Here is an 18,662-nt window from a genome sequence, read left to right on the forward strand (position 1 = left end):
CATGGTCAAAACCCGACATCAAATGTCGCTGGCCAGCATGCCGACCAATGGCCCCCTTGCAACGATCCCTTATACCCACCTGAGGGAGGTCCTAGATGAAAACCACCACCCGTGCGCTTGTTATTGGGGGCGGCGTCGTTGGCGCATCCGTCCTCTATCACCTGACCAAGTTGGGCTGGAAAGACGTGATGCTGGTGGAGCGGTCCGAGCTGACGTCTGGCAGTACGTGGCACGCGGCGGGCGGGTTTCACACGCTGAACGGCGATACAAATATGGCGGCTTTGCAAGGCTATACCATCCGTCTGTATAAAGAGCTGGAAGAGATCACCGGCATGTCATGCGGCCTGCACCATGTCGGCGGTGTGACCCTTGCCGATACGCCGGAACGTTTTGACATGATGTTGGCGGAACGGGCCAAGCACCGATTCATGGGGCTGGATACCGAGATTGTCGGGCCGGAGGAAATCGCCAAAATCGCGCCGATCACCAATCTCGATGGTATTATCGGCGGTCTGTATGACCCGCTGGATGGCCATCTTGACCCGTCCGGCACCACCCACGCCTATGCAAAGGCGGCCCGCATGGGCGGTGCCACGATTGAAACCCATTGCATGGTGCGCGAAACCAACCAGCGGGCGGATGGCACATGGGATGTGGTGACCGACAAGGGGACGATCCACACCGAACATCTAATCAACGCAGGCGGGCTTTGGGCGCGCGAGGTCGGTGCCATGGCGGGCGTGTATCTGCCGCTTCACCCGATGGAGCACCAGTATATCGTCACCGACGACATCCCCCAGATCTATGAGCGCGACGCCGAGCACCCCCATGTGATGGACCCCGCCGGAGAAAGCTATCTGCGCCAAGAAGGGCGCGGGCTGTGCATCGGGTTCTACGAACAATCCGCGCGGCCATGGGCGGTGGATGGCACCCCTTGGGGCTTTGGGCACGAACTGCTGCCAGATGACTTTGACAAGATCGAGCAAAGCATTGATTTCGCGTATAAACGCTTCCCCGTGCTGGCCACCGCCGGGGTGAAATCGGTGATCCACGGGCCGTTTACATTTGCCCCAGACGGCAACCCGCTGGTTGGCCCTGTGCCCGGCGTGCGGAACTATTGGTCGGCCTGCGGGGTGATGGCAGGGTTCTCTCAGGGGGGCGGTGTCGGGTTGATGCTGGCGCAATGGATGATCGAGGGCGAGCCGGAACGCGACGTGATGGCGATGGACGTGGCGCGCTTTGGCGACTGGATCAGCCCCGGCTATACCCTGCCCAAGGTGATCGAGAATTACCAAAAACGGTTCTCGGTATCCTATCCGAACGAAGAATTGCCCGCCGCGCGGCCGCACCGCACCACGCCGATGTATGACATTTTCAGTGAGATGGGCGCGGTTTGGGGCCAGCAATACGGTCTTGAGGTCGCAAATTACTTTGCGCAAAGCGACGAGCCGACATTCGAGACCCCATCCTTCCGCCGGTCCGACGCTTTCGGTGCCATCGCGCGCGAGGTTACTGCCGTCCGGGCGAGTGTGGGCATCAACGAGGTGCAGAATTTCGGGAAATATCTGGTGACGGGCACCGATGCGCGGGCATGGCTTGACCGGATCATGGCGGGGCGCATCCCCAAAACAGGCCGCATGTCATTGACGCCGATGCTGTCTGAAAACGGCAAGTTGATCGGCGATTTCACCGTCTCTTGTCTGGGTGATGAAACCTTTCAACTGACCGCATCTTACGGCGCGCAGGCCTATCACATGCGCTGGTTTACCCAGCATCTAAACGGCGACGTCGGTGTCGAGAATATATCAGACAGGCGTAATGGGTTCCAGATCGCGGGGCCGAACGCGGCCAAGCTGCTGCAAGCCTGCACACGCGCGGATGTCAGCACGATCAAATTCATGGATGTGTGCGAAATGACCGTTGGCATGGTGAATTGTCTGGTGCAGCGGGTCAGCTACACCGGCGATCTGGGGTTCGAGATTTACTGCGACCCGATGGATCAGCGCAGCCTTTGGACGACCCTGTCGGCGGCTGGCCGCGGCTTTGACATGGTGCCTTTTGGCATGCGTGCAATGATGTCGCTGCGCTTGGACAAATTTTTTGGCAGTTGGATGTCCGAGTATTCACCGGATTACACCGCTGCTGAGACAGGCCTGGACCGGTTCATCAACTTCAAGAAAGATGTTGATTTCATTGGACGATCCGCCGCCGTGGCAGAACGGATTAAAGGGCCGGATCGTACGCTCTGCGCCTTTGAGGTTGATAGCATCGACGCGGATGTGCATGGCTACGAGCCGATCTGGCATGACGGTCATGTGGTGGGGTTCTGCACCTCAGGGGGCTATTCGCATTTCGCGCGCAAATCCATCGCGCTGGGCTTTGTCCCGACGAAAAGCAAGCGCGAGGGGCTAATGGTCGAGATCGAGATTTTGGGCAAGATGTGCCCCGCCCGATTGATCACCACGCCGCTGTTTGACGCCGACGGCACCCGCATGCGCGGCTAGGGGTTAAACACGTCGCGAAATCCCGTTAACGATAGAGCATGAGCACATCCAACATCCCGATTATTCTGCTTGCTGCGGGTCAGTCCTCGCGCATGGGCGGGCGCGATAAGCTGCTTGAAATCGTTGATGGCATGCCCTTGCTGCGACGTCAGGCGCTGATGGCGCTGGCCGCCAAGGCGGGGCCGCTGTTTGTGACGCTGCCGGAGGCGCCGCACCCGCGCTATGACGTGATTGACGATTTGAAGGTAACGGTCGTTCCTGTGCCTGATGCGGCGGAAGGGATGAATGCCTCGCTCAGACGCGGTGTTGCCGCCTTACCGCCAGATGCCACGGCCGCAATGCTATTGCTTGCCGACCTACCGGATTTGACGACTGAGGACCTGATAACATGTTTGAGAGCTGTTGATCTGTCGTCTGACACCTCAATTTGGCGCGGTGCCACAGAAGACGGTAAACCGGGCCATCCCATCATCTTTGCGGGCACGCATTTTGCGGCCTTTGCCAAGCTGACCGGCGACAGTGGTGGCCGCGATATCGTCGCTGCGGCGCAGGACGAAACGCAGTTTATTCCCCTGCCCGGTCAACATGCCCGCCGCGATCTGGACACGCCCGAAGCTTGGGAGGCTTGGCGGCGCGAGACCCCGGATAGATAGCGTTTTGGTCATGAAACACTGGGCCTTCGGACTGTCCGCGATACCAACAACCCAGCACCAAAAAAGACAATGCTACCGGCGAAAAACAATGTTTTCACCGATCATCATTATCAGGTTTTTACGGAAAGCCTTGCCAAAAACAAGGTGGTACCCAAGGCCGGACTCGAACCGGCACGCCTCGCGGCGGGGGATTTTGAATCCCCTGCGTCTACCATTCCGCCACTCGGGCACTGAGGGGCTGATAACGTGCAACGCGCGGGTCGGCAAGGGCAAATTTACGGGTTTTCCTTGACCACGCGGCATAGTCATGGTGTTGCCAATAAAACAAAGTCACTCCAGCGGAGAACACCGTATGATCCGACGCCTTTATGACTGGGTGCTGAGCCTTGCCAACCACCCACACGCGCTTTGGGCGCTGGCATTTGTCGCATTTATCGAAAGCTCGGTGTTCCCGATTCCGCCGGATATCATGATGATTCCAATGATTCTGGCCCGGCCAAACCGCGCATGGCTGATTGCGGGCGTGGCTTTGGTCGCGTCGGTTGCAGGCGGCATGTTGGGCTATGCCATCGGGGCCTTTGCGTTCGACACAATTGGCGCGCCGATTTTGGCCAGCCTGGGCAAAGCCGATGCAATGGCTGAATTCTCAACCCGGTTCAACGACATGGGGTTCTGGGCGGTGCTGACCGCTGGCGTCACGCCGTTCCCCTACAAGGTGATCACGATTATGTCCGGCTGGACGACCATGCCATTGGGCACCTTTATCGTCACATCTATTCTGGCACGGGCGCTGCGGTTCTTTATTGTCGCGGCCTTGCTGTGGAAATTCGGCGCACCAATCCGTGACTTTATTGAGCGCCGCCTGCCCCTTATGTTCACGCTTGCCGTTATTCTTCTGTTTGGCGGCATTTTTGCGGTGAGGTATCTGTGATGACGCGCAACACTTTGGTTTTATTGGCGACACTTGGGTCGGCGGCGCTGCTGCTGGGCGCGTTTGGGTTTCAACACATTGGCGGGCTGGCCCCGTGCAAGATGTGCCTGTGGCAACGATGGCCACATGCTGCGGCGATATTCCTTGGGGTGATTGTGCTGTTCGGCGCACCGCGTGCGTTGATCTGGCTGGGTGCCTTGGCCGTGACCGTCACAGGCGCAATCGGTGCGTATCATGCGGGTGTTGAATGGAAATGGTGGCCCGGCCCGTCCAGCTGCACAGGTGGCGGTATGGATTTGGGCGCGCTGAGCGGCAGTGATTTGCTGTCAACGACTGCGCCATCCGGCCTTGTCATGTGCGACGAGATCGTCTGGCAGTTTCTGGGTCTGTCCATGGCCGGTTGGAACGCGGTGATCAGCGTCGTCCTGCTGGCAATCTGGGTCGCAGCGGCGCGCGCACGGGCCTAAGCCGCCCCCGCGCTCTGCCCCGTTTTACGCGTTTTCAGCAGCAGGCTGGTTTCACTTGCCACTACCCCTTCCAGCTTGCGAATGCGGGCCAATACGGCGTCGAATTCCTCAAGCGTTTTGGTGCCAATTTCAACGATGACATCCCAACGCCCATTGGTGGAATGAACCGCGCGCAGCTGCGTCATACCCATGAGCGTGCGGGTGATACGGTCGGTGCCACGGCCCTCAATCTCGACCATCATCAACCCCCGCACCGGATCGGTCAGGACATCCGACCGCGTGACGACGGTGAACCCCAGAATTTCACCGCTTGATTGCAGCCGTTCCATGCGCGCCCGCAGCGTTGTGCGCGAGATACCCAGCTTGGCCGCCAGATCTGACAGAGACGCCCGCGCGTCCTCGCGAAGGGCAGCAATCAGGGCTTCGTCCGAAACGTTCATTTTATATATCCAAAATGGTCAATTATGGTCCAATTTGATCACTTTACTGCATTGTGGCGATCCAGACCACCCAGTTATGTCTTATGCAACTTAATTTGAGGGGCTTCGTGATGACACAGCAAAACTGCATTCTTGTGGGCGCACCAATGGACAGCGGCAAGCGCAGCCGTGGTTGTTTGATGGGGCCTGATGCCTATCGCACCGCGGGTCTGGCGACCGCACTCACCGATCTGGGGCACAGCGTGATCGATCGCGGCAACGTGGCCCCCGCACCCTTTACCCCCGGCCAACACCCCAAGCTTTATGCGCTGGAAGAAACGGTGGCCTGGACGCAAAGCCTTGCCGATGCTGCTGAAGAAGCTTTTCGCGACGGGCTCCCCATATTTATGGGCGGTGATCATGCGCTGGCGTCCGGCACCGTTTTGGGCGCGATGCGGTATGCGCAGGCGCAGAACCGTCCGTTGTTTGTGTTGTGGTTAGATGCGCATAGCGATTTTCACACCCCCGAAAGCACGGACAGCGGCAATTTGCACGGCACACCGTTGGGCTATGTCACCGGGCGCGACGGCTTCGATGCCTTTCCCGATCTGCCCTATGCCCTGCCCCATGATAACATCGCCATCATCGGTCTGCGGTCGGTTGACGCGGCAGAGCGTGCTGCCCTGCAAGAAACCACAATCCAGCGTGTTGATATGCGCGAGATCGACGAAACGGGTATCGCCACGCCGCTGAATGCATTCCTTGAGAAAGTCGCGGCCGTGAATGGCATGCTGCATGTGTCCTTGGATGTGGATTTTCTTGATCCCTCCGTCGCCCCTGCCGTTGGCACGACCGTGCCGGGCGGTGCCACGGTGCGCGAAGGCCATCTGGTGATGGAAATGCTGCATGATAGCGGGTTGATCACGTCAATGGATCTGGTCGAACTGAACCCGTTTCTGGATGAACGCGGCCGCACAGCGCGTTTGATGGTCGATCTGGCCGCATCGGCGTTCGGGCGCCGCGTGTTCGACCGCCCGACCCGCGCGTATTGATTTTAAGGATAATAAAATGACCAATCTGAACCCCTCGGAAAAGGCGCTTGTCCCCTTTGTCTCCGTTCACAACATGATGAAACTGATCCACCACATTGGCGTTGAACCGATGCTGGTGGGCCTGGGCGACTATATCGAGGCTGATTTCAAACGGTGGGAGCTGTTTGACAAAACGCCCCGCGTCGCCAGCCATTCCGAGAAAGGCGTGATCGAGCTTATGCCGACCTCGGACGGGGATGTGTACGGGTTCAAATACGTCAACGGCCATCCGTCGAACACGGCGGACGGGCTGCAAACGGTGACGGCGTTCGGGTTGCTGTCCAATGTCGCCAATGGCTATCCTGTGTTGCTGTCGGAAATGACGATACTGACGGCGCTGCGTACGGCGGCAACCTCGGCTGTGGTGGCGCGTTTGCTGGCCCCCAAGGGCGCGCATGTGATGGCGATGATCGGCAATGGCGCGCAATCAGAATTCCAGACATTGGCGATGAAGGCGATTGTCGGCATCGACGAGGTACGCTTGTTTGATATCGACCCTGCCGCCACCGCGAAATGTGCTGCGAACCTCGCTGGTCAAGGGATCAAGGTTGTGCCCTGCGATACAGCCGAGGACGCGATGTTGGGTGCACAGATTGTCACGACCTGCACCGCAGACAAGCAATATGCGACGATCCTGACCGATAACATGGTCGGTGCGGGCGTTCACATTAATGCCATCGGTGGCGACTGCCCCGGCAAAACCGAACTGGCCCCTGCGATTCTGCACCGCGCGGGTATCTTTGTGGAATACCCCGAACAGACCCGGATCGAGGGCGAGATTCAGCAGCTTGACGCGGATCATCCGGTGACTGAAATCTGGCAAGTCCTGACCGGTCAGGCCCAAGGTCGCACCGATGACAAGCAAATCACCCTGTTCGACAGCGTTGGTTTCGCGATCGAGGATTTCTCGGCCCTGCGCTATGTGCGTGATCAGATTGCTACGACGGGGCTGTTTGACCCGCTTGATCTGCTGGCCGACCCCGAAGACCCCCGCGACCTGTTCGGTATGCTGCAACGGGCGGGCTAACGACTATTTACGGGCGGTCACATCGTGATGATACAGCCAGTTAAACGCGCCAATCATCGCACCGGGCAGCAGCTTGCTTGCAACGCGCAGTCCGGTGTGCGCGGCGGTCCGTTTCAGACCGGGTGTCATGTGATACCGGTCAGCATTGCCCGCTGCCGCCGCAATCACCCGTTGCGCGCGCGGTTTGCGCAGCGATTGATAGCGCCGCAGGGCCTGATCCTCGGGCGTATTGAGCACGCAATCGGCCAGCACCCACGCATCCTCCAGCGCCATATTCGCCCCTTGCGCCAAAAACGGCAGTGTCGGGTGCGCTGCGTCGCCGATCAGCGCCACACCGCCTTGGTGCCACGTCTCGGCGACCGGATGCAGATGCAGCCCCCATAGGGTGCAGGCGTCCACGGCGGCGATCATCTCGGCGGCGCGACCGCCAAACCCTTGAAACGCCTTGCGTAAATTCGCCGGATCATCAGCGATGGACCATCCCTCGGGTGCCCAATCGTCGCGTTCTTCTACCGCCACAAGATTGACCAGCGATCCGCCCCTAATGGGGTAGCTGACCAAATGACGGCCGGGGCCCATGGTGACATGCGCCTCATCCGGGTGGTTAAACGCGTTTGGCACCACGGCCCGCCACGCCACCTGACCACTAAAACGCGGTTTGCTTGCGCCGTTTAGCACCGCGCGGGTGTTGGAGTGGATACCGGTGGCATCAACGATCAGCTTGGCGCGCCGAATCGTATCATCCGCCAGTTTGACCTGCGGCAAGGTGCCCGGTACGCAAGCGGCTGACTGAACACCCAATTCGATAGATACATTGCCCCGCTTTGCAGCCCCCAACAGCACCTCAATCAGGTCAGCGCGGTGCATAAATAGATAGGGGTGATCCGCCTGCCCGCGCATCAGATCAAGCCGCGCCACCTGCGCGCCGTCCTTATAGTCTTGCAACACAACCGCTTGGCCGCGCACGGCACCGCGGGCTTTCAATTGCGGCTCAAGCCCCATCGCGCGCAATACGGCCATGCCATTGGGGCTGATTTGCAGGCCCGCACCCACCTCGGAGATCGCGGGGGCCTGTTCCAGCAAGGTCACGGCCATACCGCGCCGCGACAGACATGCTGCCGTGGCAAGCCCGCCGATGCCGCCACCGATCACCACTGCATTACTGATGGCCATTTAAGCCCCCTAAACGACAAAAGCGCCGGAAATGGACCCCGGCGCTTTTGCTAAAACTTCGAACTAGAGATCAATCGTCACGATGCACTTTTTCGCGACGCTCGTGACGTTCTTGTGCCTCAAGGCTCATCGTGGCGATGGGCCGCGCATCAAGACGTTTTAGCGAAATCGGATCGCCAGTGACCGAACAATATCCGAACTCGCCCTCGTCAATGCGCCGCAGCGCGGCGTCGATCTTGCTGACCAGTTTGCGTGCCCGATCCCGTGTGCGCAATTCAAGCGCGCGATCTGTTTCTTCTGACGCACGATCGTTCACGTCCGGGATGTTGCGTGTGCCATCCTGCAGACCTTCGATTGTGTCGCGGCTGCCAGCCAGCAGCTCTGCTTTCCAGTTTAATAACTTGCGTCTGAAATATTCTACTTGCCGATCGTTCATGAACGGCTCGTCTTCGGCAGGGGTATACCCGTCTGCCAGAAAAACTTCCTGCTTCATATCACTCCCCATAGCGGTCCTTGATCCAGTCATTGAGGTTAGTCTCCCGACTCCGCTCCTGATGCAGGCATCTAACGCAGCGTTCACCGATTGTCACTACACAATGCACAGGAAAATTGGTTTAAGGATGCAGAATAACGCGCCAAAAAGGGTTGATAACAAGATGAAATTCCAAGGAACTGATGATTACGTCGCAACGGATGATTTGACAATTGCGGTTAACGCCGCCGTCACGCTGGAGCGTCCGTTGCTCGTTAAAGGCGAGCCCGGCACCGGTAAAACCGAACTGGCGCGGCAGGTGTCAAACGCCCTTGGCCTGCCTATGATTGAATGGAACATCAAATCTACAACCCGCGCCCAGCAAGGCCTGTATGAATATGACGCCGTCAGCCGCCTGCGTGACAGCCAACTTGGCGAAGAACGCGTGCATGATGTGAAAAACTATATCCGCAAGGGAAAGCTGTGGCAGGCGTTCGAGGCAGAAGGCAAAACCGTTCTGCTGATCGACGAAATCGACAAGGCCGATATCGAATTTCCAAACGACCTTTTGCAAGAGCTCGATAAGATGGAATTCTTTGTCTACGAAACAGGCGAAACGATCAAAGCCGTGAACCGGCCCATCGTCATCATCACCTCAAACAACGAAAAAGAGCTCCCCGACGCGTTTCTGCGCCGCTGCTTCTTTCACTACATCCAGTTTCCGGAAATGGACACGCTGCGCAAAATCGTCGAAGTGCATCACCCCGGCATCAAGGAAAACCTGCTGACCACCGCGCTGACGCAATTCTATGACATCCGCGACCAACAAGGCCTCAAGAAAAAACCGTCCACATCCGAGGTGCTGGATTGGCTAAAATTGCTGCTGGCCGAAGACATGGATGCAGCCGACCTCAAGAAAGACGGCAAAAACGCGCTGCCCAAACTGCACGGCGCTTTGCTTAAAAACGAACAAGACGTGCATCTGTTTGAGCGTTTGGCCTTTATGGCGCGCGCGCAGAAATAACCGCGCGGCCTAAATCTGGTGGCGGCGTTTTCGCCGCCCCATACAGCCCCATACACTTGTGGCGAGCATGACACGCGCGTCACAAGGATGCCGTATTCGTTAACATTTCTCTCTCTTTTGACACCATTGGTCCTTAGAAAGGTCTGGTTAGTGGTTAATTTTGACCCTGTAATCAGCTCCAAAGGGCAAACAGGCAAATGACTTATATGATCGCGGCGCAGGACGTGCCGGCAGTAGGCACGGATTTTGTGCAGCACGCGTTTCTTGCGCATCACCACGGGCCAGCGACGCCACCATCCCTTGGTGACCGCTCATGAGGGGTGTTATTCTGCTTGCGCTGATGCTGTTGGTTAACGCCTGCGCCCCGGCCCCCGATAACGCCGTCGTCAGCCGCGCCGCCATCGACAGTGGGGCGTCATCCCTGCCCCCAATGAAAAACTTTGCAACCCATTATCCGCAGGCTGCCCCCCGATCGAATAATGATCTGTCGCTTGATTTCATCGAACTCGCGTTTCGCATGGAAAGCGGCAAAGACCTGCGCGTCTTTACCCGTTTTGAGGGGCCGATCACCATCCGTGTGACGGGTGCTGCCCCCGCCACCCTTGGCCCTGATCTGGCGCGCCTGATCTCGCGCTTGCGGTCCGAGGCCCGGATTGACATCCGCCCGACCACATCGCCCGATGCCAGCATCACCATCGAGGCGGTGAGCCGCTCCAAAATCCGTCAGGTATTGCCCCAAGCGGCCTGTTTTGTGGCCCCCAACGTCAGCAGTATCGCCGAATATAAGAAAGCACGCCGTACCGCCCGGACCAATTGGGCGCTGATGACCACGCGCGAACATGTCGCGATCTTTCTGCCCAATGATGCCAGCCCTCAAGAGGTCCGCGATTGCCTGCACGAAGAAGTTGCTCAAGCCCTTGGCCCGCTAAACGACCTCTACCGCCTCCCGGATTCGGTGTTCAACGACGACAATGTGCACACCGTGTTAACCGGTTTCGACATGATGGTGCTGCGGGCGTATTACGATCCTGCCCTACGCTCTGGCATGTCGCGCGGTCAGGTCGCCAACATCCTGCCCGGCATTCTGGCGCGCATCAACCCGCGCGGCACCGCGACCAAGGCACGTTACGTCACACGCACCCCGCAGGAATGGAATATCGCCGTTCAGGGCGCGCTTGGCCCCGGCCGATCCGCAGGTCAACGCCAAGATGCTGCCTATAGCGCCATCAAGATCGCGCAAAGCCTCGGCTGGCAGGATTACCGCCGCGCCTTTGCCCATTACGCCATGGGCCGCGCCCTGCAAAACGGCGACCCGGAGGCGGCTCATAAACAATACGAAATGGCCGATTTGTTCTATGCCCGCAATGCCGGCACCGATCTGCACCGCGCCTATGTCGCCACGCAGCTGGGGGCCTATGCCATCACCCAAGGGAACGGTGCCGAGGCGTTGCGCATCATCGGCCCGCATATCGAGACCGCACATCGCCGTGAAAACGCGGCCCTGCTCAGCACGCTTTTGCTGCTACGTGCCGAAGCGTTAGAGCTGGAAAACCGCCCCGCTGAAGCACGGCTGGTGAGACTGGACAGTCTTGGCTGGGCGCGCTACGGCTTTGGTTCTGACTGGGCTGTGCGGGCCAAGATGCGCGAAATCGCGTCGCTGAACCCGCTCAAATAACACGAAAAGCGGGCTGACATGATCGTAATACTATTCGCGCTGATTGGCGCAATCTGGGGCGGATTGACCGCCCGCAAACGCCAAGGCAACCGCAAAGATATTGCGCAATACGCTGCCGGATATGCCATGGCTTTCGTCGTCGTGGGTATGATCCTGACGGTGATCCTCGACCGTCTGCTGATCGGGGTCTAACCGATGTTTCTGCCCTTCTTTGACGAATTGCGCCGCCACAAGGTCCCCGTTTCCATGCGCGAGTTTCTCGCCTTTCTGGACGGGATGGCAGCAGGTCTTGCGACCTATGATGTGGATGCGTTTTACTATCTGGCGCGGGTCAGCATGGTCAAAGATGAACGTAATATCGACAAGTTCGACCAGGCTTTCGCCGCATCATTTAAAGGTTTGGAAAACATCAGCTTGGACGACGTTCTTGAAGCTGTAGACATCCCCAAGGACTGGCTGGAAAAGATGGCTGAAAAGCATCTTAGCGCCGAGGAAAAAGCCGAGATCGAAGCCGCTGGCGGGTTCGACAAGCTGATGGAAACCCTGCGCAAACGGCTTGAGGAACAAAAAGGCCGCCATCAGGGCGGTAATAAATGGGTCGGCACGGCGGGCACCTCTCCCTTTGGCGCATACGGCTACAATCCCGAAGGCGTGCGCGTGGGCCAAGACGGGTCGCGCCACCAGCGCGCCGTAAAAGTCTGGGACAAACGCGAGTTCAAGAACCTCGACGACACCGTCGAACTGGGCACCCGCAACATCAAGGTGGCCCTGAAACGTCTGCGCCGTTGGGCCCGCGACGGTGCCGCGGATGAGCTTGACTTGGGCGGCACAATCCGTGCTACCGCCGAACACGGCTATCTTGACGTAAAAACGCGGCCAGAACGCCGCAACGCCGTCAAAGTGCTGCTGTTCTTGGATGTCGGCGGATCAATGGACCCGCATATCAAAACCGTCGAGGAACTGTTCAGCGCTGCCAAGGCCGAATTCAAACATCTGGAATATTTCTACTTCCACAACTGCCTCTACGAGGGCGTCTGGCGCGATAACCGGCGCCGCTGGTCCGAACAGCAATCCACCCACGAGGTGCTGCGCACCTATGGCCCTGATTACAAATGCATTTTCGTGGGCGACGCCTCAATGTCCCCCTATGAAATCGCCTATCCCGGCGGGGCCAGCGAACATTGGAACCCCGAGGCAGGCTCCGTCTGGCTCGACCGCGCCCGCGAACAATGGAACAGTAGCCTGTGGATCAACCCGATCCCCGAAAAATACTGGCCCTACACCCAATCCATCAAAATGGTGCAGGAAATATTCGGCGCGGATGCCATGGTCCCCATGACACTCGAAGGGCTCAGCCGGGGCATGCGTGCGCTCACCCGTTAACGCCACGACTGTGATCTAGCTACACCCCATCGCTTCACCCTTTCACAAATACTCATCTGCGCTTGCCCTTCCGCGCAGACCGCCCATATTGGTTATATGATACGCGTCATCCCCATCCTGCTTGCCGTGCTGTACGGCCTTGCGATGTACCGCTTTTCCGCGTGGCGCACGGCCAAGGAACTGGACGAGAAATCAACCGAACTGGTCGATCCGGCCTTGGCCGAGATGAGCCGGAAAATGGCCAAGGCGCTCGATCTGCCACGGATCAAGGTCCATATTTACGAGGTCGCTCCGGTCAACGGACTTGCTGCCCCCGACGGGCGCATTTTCATCACCCGAGGATTTTACAACAAGTTCAGATCAGGCGAGGTATCGGCCGAGGAGCTGGCGAGCGTCATCGCCCATGAGCTGGGCCATGTCGCCCTTGGCCATTCACGCCGCCGCATGATCGATTTTTCCGGCCAAAACGCAATGCGGGCAGCCCTTGGGATGATCTTGGGGCGCCTGATCCCCGGTATCGGGATTTGGATTGCGAATATGGTGGCCAGCCTGCTGGCGGCGCGGCTGTCACGGTCGGATGAATACGAGGCTGATGCCTATGCAGCGGCGCTGTTAACCAAAGCGGGCATTGGCGTCGCCCCGCAGATATCGCTGTTTCAAAAGCTCGAGGCGCTGACCCAAAGCAACCACGGCACCGCCCCTGCATGGCTGCTGAGCCACCCCAAGACGGATGATCGCATCGCCGAGCTGACCCGTCTGCAAAAGCGCTGGATGTCTTAGCCAAGCGCCTTGGCAAGCCGCGGCAAACGCGCTTTCTTCAGCAGCGCGCGCATCTCCCAATCTTGACCGGAGAGCTCTTTCGCTTGTGCTAATACGCCCGTCGCGACGTTTTCGATCATCGCGGGCTCTGCCGACCAGATGCCGTGCAGATAGCTGTCAGGATCAATCCGCGACAGCCCTTCTTCGGCCAATGTCCCACGGGGGAAATCCTTGGCGTTCAGGGTCATAATGATATCTGCGTTGCCGGAAACCGCAGCGGCGAGCACGTGAATGTCATTCTCGTCGGGCAGATAGAGCCGACGCTCCAGCCCTGGGTTCGGCGTGACCTCGGCCTGTGGCCAGGCGGCGCGCAGCAATGCGATTTCAGCGCGGGCCTGTGCCTCACCTGTGGGGCCGATCTTGACGGCGGCGCGTGCCCATTCCTCAAGGATACGGGCAGACCAAAGCGGGGTGAACGCGCCTGCGCGCGCGGCACCCAGCACGACTTCTCGCATCACTGTGGGGTATAGAACGCAGGCGTCGATCAGGACCCGTACCGTCATTTAAAGCCGAAAGAACAGCGACTTAAGGTAGCCGGTTTCAGCCAGCTGCGGCAGTTGCGGGTGATCCGGCCCTGCAAATCCGGTGTGCAGCATCGCAGCGCGGCGCCCTGCCCGACCGATCCCGCGGATCGACGAGGTGCGGAACTGCGTCAGGTCGGCCGCGTGCGAGCATGAACACAGCGCCAGAATGCCGTTTTCCGCAACCAAGGGGGCCGCAAGACGCGCAAGGCGTTCATAGGCGCGCAATCCGGCCTCAAGCGCGGGTTTACCGGGGGCAAAGGCGGGTGGATCACAGATCACCACGTCAAATTCCGCACCCTCGGCCCGCAAGGCCGTCAGCACGTCAAAAGCATCGCCTTGGCGTGTGGCAAATCGGTCGGCGACGTTCATCGCTTCGGCGCCTTTTTGCGCCAGTTCCAACGCAGGGGCAGAGCCGTCTACTGCCAGAACAGAGCTGGCACCGTTTGCCAGTGCAGCAAGGCCAAAGCCCCCCACATGGGCGAATACATCCAGCACCCGCTTGCCCTTGGACAAGTTGGCCGCAAAGGCGTGGTTGGGCCGTTGGTCATAGAAAATACCGGTCTTTTGACCACCGGTCAGGTCGGCCATGTAAATCGCGCCGTTCATCGGTACGGGCAGCGGCCCGTCTGGTGCCTGACCTTGAAAGACAAGGCTGACATCGTCCAAACCTTCCAACGTCCGCGTGCGGCCTGCTGCGTTTTTCAGCACGTTTTTAATGCCGGTCTGTTCCACCAAGGCAGCGGTCAGCGCGTCGATATGCACATCGGCCCATGCCGCGTTCGGCTGAACCACGGCAGTATCACCAAAGCGGTCGATGATCACACCGGGCAGCCCGTCGGCTTCGGCGTGGATCAGGCGATAGAACGGCGCATCATAAAGCTGTTCGCGCAATTGCAGCGCGCGCCCGATATGGGCGGCAAACCAGCTTTGATCAATCACAGCTTCGGAGTTTTGATCCAGCATCCGGCAAAAGATTTTCGACAGCGGGTTCACCGCGACGATGCCCATCACCTGACGGGCGCTATCCTCGAGAATGGCGAGGCTGCCGGGGGCAAGGCCCTTGGTCCGGCGGTCAACGACCATTTCATTGGCGTAAACCCATGGAAACCCGTGACGAATGGCACGTGCATTGGCTTTCGGCAGCAGGCGAACTACTGGCAAATCAGCGGCGGAGGTCGGGGCGGATGCGATAGGGGCTGTTGTCATAACGCCTCCTCTAGTCGGTTCTGATGGATTGGGAAAGCCTTAGCGTGCGATCACCACTTGAAACAATCTGCGTCTGTCGGACATTCAATGGCGTGGGCGGCTTTTCCAGCCGCCGCGCCGCTGCGGTGTGGCCATGCCTTGCAACCCCTCGCGCATGACGTCGGTCATCGGGTGCTGGTCGGCGGTGGTGCCATATCGTTCCAGCATCAACCGGATCGTCGGGCCGGTTTCGGTATCAAGCGGCAGGCTAAGCGCCCAATCCAGAAAGATGGTCCGGCATTCGGCCTTGGTGATGCCGTCGATCTGATAGGATTCGTAAATCAGCCCTTTTGGGTCCAGCGCGTCGCCTTTGCTCATGGTGCTTCCTTTTCTGGGCCGGTCTTTGCCGCGTCATCATAGTCTTGCAAGGCATTTCGGATGACCGACGCCGCCGCTGCATAGGTTTGCGCAAGATGGGTTTCGAGGGCGTCCAAACTGTCGCATTGCAGGCTGCGTGTCAAAAACCCCTTGCCCGCCTGCCCAAGTTGATCGCTGCGCAAGACCGTTGCAGACAACAGTCGGGTCGCTGATTGCAGGGACCAGCAGGTGGCATAGGCGTCTTTCAGTGTTTGCGTGTCGTCGCCACTGATAATCCCTGATGCTGCCGCCGCGTCCAGACCTGTGTCAATCTGACTGGCGGTTTCACCTTGCAGCAAAGCGCCCGCTTGGGCCAGCAGTTCGATGTCTTGCAACCGCCCCGGCCCGTTTTTCGCGTCCCACGTGCCATTTGCGGCCTTTGCCGTGGCCAGCCGCGCACGCATTTCCGCCACTTCGCGCAGGGTAGCAGCACGATCTCGTGGCTTGGCCAGCACCTTGGACCGCAGCGCGTTGAAATCCTCCGCCAGATCCTGTGGTCCGACGATCACATCCGCACGGGTCAGGGCCAGATGTTCCCACACCCACGCTTGGGTCATCTGATAGCTTTCAAAGCTGGCAAGGCTGGTGGCCACCGGCCCCTGATTGCCAGACGGGCGCAGGCGCATGTCGATCTCATAGAGCTTGCCTTGGGACATCGGCGCGGTCATCGCAGTGATCATCGCTTGGGTCAGGCGCGCATAGTACAGCCGCGCGGCCAAGGGGCGTTTCCCATCTGACGCTTCCACATCCAACGGATCATAGATCACGATCATATCCAGATCAGAGGTCGCCGTCAGACGCCGCGCGCCAAGCGACCCCATGCCCACCAACACCGCACCACGTCCGGGGGGCGACCCGTGTTTACGGGCGAATTCCTCGACCACCACGGGCCATAGGGCTTGCAACACAGCGCGGGCCAGATCGGCATATTGCGCACCAGCGGTGCGCGCATCGGTCAGCCCGCGCAGATGGTGAACGCCAACGCGGAAATGCCATTCGCGGGCCCAACGACGGGTGGCGTCCAGCCGCGCCTCGTAATCGCCTTCGGCTTTCAGTGTGTCCGCCAGCGCATCGCACAGCGCAGCTTCGCCGGGCCAATCGCTAAAGAAATCACCGCCAATCACCGCGTCCAGCACCGCCGCGTTACGCGACAGATAGGCCGCCAGTTCCGGCGAGGTGCTGACGATATCAATCAGCAGCTCCGACAAGGACGGGTTCACCTTGAGCAGCGAAAACAGCTGCACCCCCGCAGGGAGCCGCGACAGAAACCCGTCAAAAGCCAGCAATGCCTCGGCGGGTTTATCGGCCTCGGCCAACCGCGCCAGCAAACCGGGTTTGAGTTCGGCAAACAGATCGGCACCGCGCGCGCTGCGCAAGGCGGGATAGGTCAACCAACGGTCCAGCACCGCGCTGTCAAATACATGCGGTGCAGGCGCGTCCGCGTCCGAACTGTCTGATCCGGCAAAGAAACCTTCAGTCAACTGATGCACCTCCGCCAGACGGCGGTGCAGGTCCGATTGCAGATCCTCAACGTCCTGATCCATCATCGCGGCCAGCCGCGCGAAACCGTCGTCTGTATTGGGCAAAGTATGGGTTTGCGCGTCACGGATCATTTGAACCCGGTGTTCAACGGTACGGTGCGCGCGGTAATGATCCGTCAGGGTCGCGGCCACATCCGCAGGCAACCAATCCTTTTCCGCCAGCACGGCCAAGCCATCGCAGGTGCCGCGCACCCGTAGGTCAGCGTCGCGCCCGCCAGCGATCAACTGCCGCGTCTGGGTGAAAAATTCGATCTCGCGAATACCTCCGCGCCCCAGCTTCATATCATGACCGGGCAAAGTGATCGGCCCACCCAGACCCTTATGTTCGCGAATCGCCAGCCGCATGTCATGGGCATCTTGGATCGCCGCGAAATCCAGATGACGCCGCCACACGAACGGGCGCAAAGCCGTTAGAAAACGATCCCCTGCGGCCAGATCACCCGCCGCAGGACGCGCCTTGATATAGGCGGCGCGTTCCCACGTGCGGCCAAGGCTCTCGTAATACCGCTCGGCCGCCTCCATCGCCATACACACAGGCGTCACCGCCGGATCAGGGCGCAGCCGCAGGTCGGTGCGAAACACATAGCCATCGCCGGTCAGGTCGCTTAACGTGCCGCTCATCGCGCGGGTGGCGCGTACGAAAGCAGTGCGCGCGTCGTGGAAATCATCTGTCTCGAACCGGGTTTCGTCAAACAGGCAGATCAGATCAATGTCCGAGGAATAATTCAGCTCGTTTGCGCCCATCTTGCCCATGGCCAGCACCACCATGCCCGCGCCACTTTCCGCATCCTCCGCCGTCATGCCGGGCAATTTGCCGCGTTTGATCTGGGCGCGCAGCCCGGCCCGCAGGGCCGCGTGACAGGCGGCATCGGCAAAGCAGCTTAGCGTGGTGGTCACCTGCTCCAACGTCCATGCCCCCGCCAGATCGGACAGCCCCGTCATCAGCGCGATCCGTCGTTTACCCTGCCGTAGATGCATGGAAAGCTGATCGTCCGCCACATCCCCCGCGCCCGCGATGACCGCCTGCACTGCCATTTCAGGGTCGTCAAATGCGGCGGCACACCATGCGCTTTCCTTGCGCATCAGATCCAGCAGATAGGGTGAAACGGACCCCGCCCCCGTCACCAGCGCCGCCACCTCAGGCGCAAGTCCGGGCACGGCCTGACGTGCTTCATCAGCCTGATCGGCGTTGAAAATGCGTGGAACGCGGGTAATTTGGGTGGCAAGGTTGCTCATCCCGCCAGCATTCGCTGTTTCAACGGTTTGGGTCAATGGGTGGTTTTCTCCATTAAAACAAAGCCATCGGAGGTTTTTGCAGAATTAATGTAAAAAAGATTCACATCACCCCTTGCGCAAA

General features: G+C 59.4%; 18 protein-coding genes and 1 tRNA gene. 11 read left to right on the forward strand and 8 right to left on the reverse strand.

All coding sequences use genetic code 11. The features are described from left to right. Positions 1–95: 95 nt before the first annotated feature. Both WNY39_RS01290 and WNY39_RS01295 read left to right on the forward strand, forming a co-directional pair. The gene (locus WNY39_RS01290) at positions 96–2,504 is read left to right on the forward strand and encodes an FAD-dependent oxidoreductase (protein ID WP_342843421.1); all 2,409 of its coding nucleotides are present in this window, start codon (positions 96–98) and stop codon (positions 2,502–2,504) included. 38 nt (positions 2,505–2,542) lie between these two features. Beyond that, on the forward strand, positions 2,543–3,157 hold the full coding sequence (locus WNY39_RS01295) for a nucleotidyltransferase family protein (protein WP_342843423.1): 615 nt from the start codon (positions 2,543–2,545) through the stop codon (positions 3,155–3,157). Between the two features lie 145 nt (positions 3,158–3,302). Here WNY39_RS01295 and WNY39_RS01300 read toward each other — a convergent pair. Further along, a tRNA-Leu gene (locus WNY39_RS01300) sits at positions 3,303–3,386 on the reverse strand. Between the two features lie 123 nt (positions 3,387–3,509). Here WNY39_RS01300 and WNY39_RS01305 point away from each other — a divergent pair. Further along, the gene (locus WNY39_RS01305; RefSeq protein WP_342843425.1) at positions 3,510–4,088 is read left to right on the forward strand and encodes a YqaA family protein; all 579 of its coding nucleotides are present in this window, start codon (positions 3,510–3,512) and stop codon (positions 4,086–4,088) included. Next, the gene (locus WNY39_RS01310) at positions 4,088–4,555 is read left to right on the forward strand and encodes a disulfide bond formation protein B (protein ID WP_342843427.1); all 468 of its coding nucleotides are present in this window, start codon (positions 4,088–4,090) and stop codon (positions 4,553–4,555) included. The genes WNY39_RS01305 and WNY39_RS01310 overlap by 1 nt, the downstream gene beginning before the upstream one ends. Here the strand turns inward: WNY39_RS01310 and WNY39_RS01315 are convergent. Next, complete coding sequence (locus WNY39_RS01315) at positions 4,552–4,995, reverse strand: Lrp/AsnC family transcriptional regulator (RefSeq protein WP_342843429.1); 444 nt, start codon at positions 4,993–4,995, stop codon at positions 4,552–4,554. The two genes, WNY39_RS01310 and WNY39_RS01315, sit on opposite strands and share 4 nt — an antisense overlap. Before the next feature lie 110 nt (positions 4,996–5,105). Between WNY39_RS01315 and rocF the strand changes: the two genes are divergently transcribed. Both rocF and WNY39_RS01325 read left to right on the forward strand, forming a co-directional pair. After that, positions 5,106–6,026 carry an arginase gene (rocF, locus tag WNY39_RS01320; protein ID WP_342843431.1) on the forward strand — a complete coding sequence of 307 codons (921 nt, stop codon included), beginning with the start codon at positions 5,106–5,108 and terminating at the stop codon, positions 6,024–6,026. Positions 6,027–6,042: 16 nt separating this feature from the next. Continuing rightward, positions 6,043–7,092: an ornithine cyclodeaminase gene (locus WNY39_RS01325; protein WP_342843433.1), complete on the forward strand. Its 1,050-nt coding sequence runs from the start codon at positions 6,043–6,045 to the stop codon at positions 7,090–7,092. 3 nt (positions 7,093–7,095) lie between these two features. Here WNY39_RS01325 and WNY39_RS01330 read toward each other — a convergent pair whose 3' ends face one another. After that, entirely contained in the window at positions 7,096–8,265 is a 1,170-nt protein-coding gene (locus WNY39_RS01330) for an FAD-dependent oxidoreductase (protein ID WP_342843435.1), read from the reverse strand. Positions 8,266–8,335: 70 nt separating this feature from the next. Then, positions 8,336–8,758, reverse strand: coding sequence for an RNA polymerase-binding protein DksA (dksA, locus tag WNY39_RS01335; protein WP_341235065.1), 423 nt, complete (start codon positions 8,756–8,758; stop codon positions 8,336–8,338). A 163-nt stretch (positions 8,759–8,921) separates the two neighbouring features. Here dksA and WNY39_RS01340 point away from each other — a divergent pair, with 163 nt between their 5' ends. From WNY39_RS01340 to WNY39_RS01360, 5 genes are all read left to right on the forward strand, one after another. After that, positions 8,922–9,761, forward strand: coding sequence for a MoxR family ATPase (locus tag WNY39_RS01340; protein ID WP_341235064.1), 840 nt, complete (start codon positions 8,922–8,924; stop codon positions 9,759–9,761). 313 nt (positions 9,762–10,074) lie between these two features. Next, positions 10,075–11,436 carry a DUF2927 domain-containing protein gene (locus WNY39_RS01345; RefSeq protein WP_342843438.1) on the forward strand — a complete coding sequence of 454 codons (1,362 nt, stop codon included), beginning with the start codon at positions 10,075–10,077 and terminating at the stop codon, positions 11,434–11,436. Between the two features lie 18 nt (positions 11,437–11,454). Next, positions 11,455–11,628: an apolipoprotein acyltransferase gene (locus WNY39_RS01350; RefSeq protein ID WP_341235062.1), complete on the forward strand. Its 174-nt coding sequence runs from the start codon at positions 11,455–11,457 to the stop codon at positions 11,626–11,628. Between the two features lie 3 nt (positions 11,629–11,631). Beyond that, complete coding sequence (locus tag WNY39_RS01355; RefSeq protein WP_342843440.1) at positions 11,632–12,819, forward strand: VWA domain-containing protein; 1,188 nt, start codon at positions 11,632–11,634, stop codon at positions 12,817–12,819. Between the two features lie 96 nt (positions 12,820–12,915). Next, the gene (locus WNY39_RS01360; RefSeq protein ID WP_342843442.1) at positions 12,916–13,599 is read left to right on the forward strand and encodes a M48 family metalloprotease; all 684 of its coding nucleotides are present in this window, start codon (positions 12,916–12,918) and stop codon (positions 13,597–13,599) included. On the opposite strand, the gene WNY39_RS01365 is transcribed toward WNY39_RS01360, so the two are convergent. From WNY39_RS01365 to WNY39_RS01380, 4 genes are all read right to left on the reverse strand, one after another. Continuing rightward, positions 13,596–14,141 (reverse strand): PIN domain-containing protein, encoded by a 546-nt coding sequence (locus tag WNY39_RS01365; RefSeq protein WP_342843444.1) that lies wholly within the window; start codon positions 14,139–14,141, stop codon positions 13,596–13,598. The genes WNY39_RS01360 and WNY39_RS01365 overlap by 4 nt on opposite strands. Next, complete coding sequence (locus WNY39_RS01370) at positions 14,142–15,368, reverse strand: class I SAM-dependent rRNA methyltransferase (RefSeq protein ID WP_342843446.1); 1,227 nt, start codon at positions 15,366–15,368, stop codon at positions 14,142–14,144. Between the two features lie 84 nt (positions 15,369–15,452). Then, on the reverse strand, positions 15,453–15,725 hold the full coding sequence (locus tag WNY39_RS01375) for a hypothetical protein (RefSeq protein WP_342843448.1): 273 nt from the start codon (positions 15,723–15,725) through the stop codon (positions 15,453–15,455). Beyond that, positions 15,722–18,541, reverse strand: coding sequence for a glutamine-synthetase adenylyltransferase (locus WNY39_RS01380; protein ID WP_342844335.1), 2,820 nt, complete (start codon positions 18,539–18,541; stop codon positions 15,722–15,724). The genes WNY39_RS01375 and WNY39_RS01380 overlap by 4 nt, the downstream gene beginning before the upstream one ends. Positions 18,542–18,662 lie beyond the last annotated feature (121 nt).

Origin of the sequence: Sulfitobacter sp. AS59 (assembly GCF_038899995.1) — a bacterium.
Classification (GTDB): domain Bacteria; phylum Pseudomonadota; class Alphaproteobacteria; order Rhodobacterales; family Rhodobacteraceae; genus Sulfitobacter.

What these genes read in the sequence shown, in the direction of transcription:
- WNY39_RS01290 (WP_342843421.1), top strand. Translation starts at nt 96, where the DNA reads ATGAAAACCACCACCCGTGCGCTTGTTATTGGGGGCGGCGTCGTTGGC.
- WNY39_RS01295 (WP_342843423.1), top strand. Translation starts at nt 2,543, where the DNA reads ATGAGCACATCCAACATCCCGATTATTCTGCTTGCTGCGGGTCAGTCC.
- WNY39_RS01305 (WP_342843425.1), top strand. Translation starts at nt 3,510, where the DNA reads ATGATCCGACGCCTTTATGACTGGGTGCTGAGCCTTGCCAACCACCCA.
- WNY39_RS01310 (WP_342843427.1), top strand. Translation starts at nt 4,088, where the DNA reads ATGACGCGCAACACTTTGGTTTTATTGGCGACACTTGGGTCGGCGGCG.
- WNY39_RS01315 (WP_342843429.1), bottom strand. Translation starts at nt 4,995, where the DNA reads ATGAACGTTTCGGACGAAGCCCTGATTGCTGCCCTTCGCGAGGACGCG.
- rocF (WP_342843431.1), top strand. Translation starts at nt 5,106, where the DNA reads ATGACACAGCAAAACTGCATTCTTGTGGGCGCACCAATGGACAGCGGC.
- WNY39_RS01325 (WP_342843433.1), top strand. Translation starts at nt 6,043, where the DNA reads ATGACCAATCTGAACCCCTCGGAAAAGGCGCTTGTCCCCTTTGTCTCC.
- WNY39_RS01330 (WP_342843435.1), bottom strand. Translation starts at nt 8,265, where the DNA reads ATGGCCATCAGTAATGCAGTGGTGATCGGTGGCGGCATCGGCGGGCTT.
- dksA (WP_341235065.1), bottom strand. Translation starts at nt 8,758, where the DNA reads ATGAAGCAGGAAGTTTTTCTGGCAGACGGGTATACCCCTGCCGAAGAC.
- WNY39_RS01340 (WP_341235064.1), top strand. Translation starts at nt 8,922, where the DNA reads ATGAAATTCCAAGGAACTGATGATTACGTCGCAACGGATGATTTGACA.
- WNY39_RS01345 (WP_342843438.1), top strand. Translation starts at nt 10,075, where the DNA reads ATGAGGGGTGTTATTCTGCTTGCGCTGATGCTGTTGGTTAACGCCTGC.
- WNY39_RS01350 (WP_341235062.1), top strand. Translation starts at nt 11,455, where the DNA reads ATGATCGTAATACTATTCGCGCTGATTGGCGCAATCTGGGGCGGATTG.
- WNY39_RS01355 (WP_342843440.1), top strand. Translation starts at nt 11,632, where the DNA reads ATGTTTCTGCCCTTCTTTGACGAATTGCGCCGCCACAAGGTCCCCGTT.
- WNY39_RS01360 (WP_342843442.1), top strand. Translation starts at nt 12,916, where the DNA reads ATGATACGCGTCATCCCCATCCTGCTTGCCGTGCTGTACGGCCTTGCG.
- WNY39_RS01365 (WP_342843444.1), bottom strand. Translation starts at nt 14,141, where the DNA reads ATGACGGTACGGGTCCTGATCGACGCCTGCGTTCTATACCCCACAGTG.
- WNY39_RS01370 (WP_342843446.1), bottom strand. Translation starts at nt 15,368, where the DNA reads ATGACAACAGCCCCTATCGCATCCGCCCCGACCTCCGCCGCTGATTTG.
- WNY39_RS01375 (WP_342843448.1), bottom strand. Translation starts at nt 15,725, where the DNA reads ATGAGCAAAGGCGACGCGCTGGACCCAAAAGGGCTGATTTACGAATCC.
- WNY39_RS01380 (WP_342844335.1), bottom strand. Translation starts at nt 18,541, where the DNA reads ATGAGCAACCTTGCCACCCAAATTACCCGCGTTCCACGCATTTTCAAC.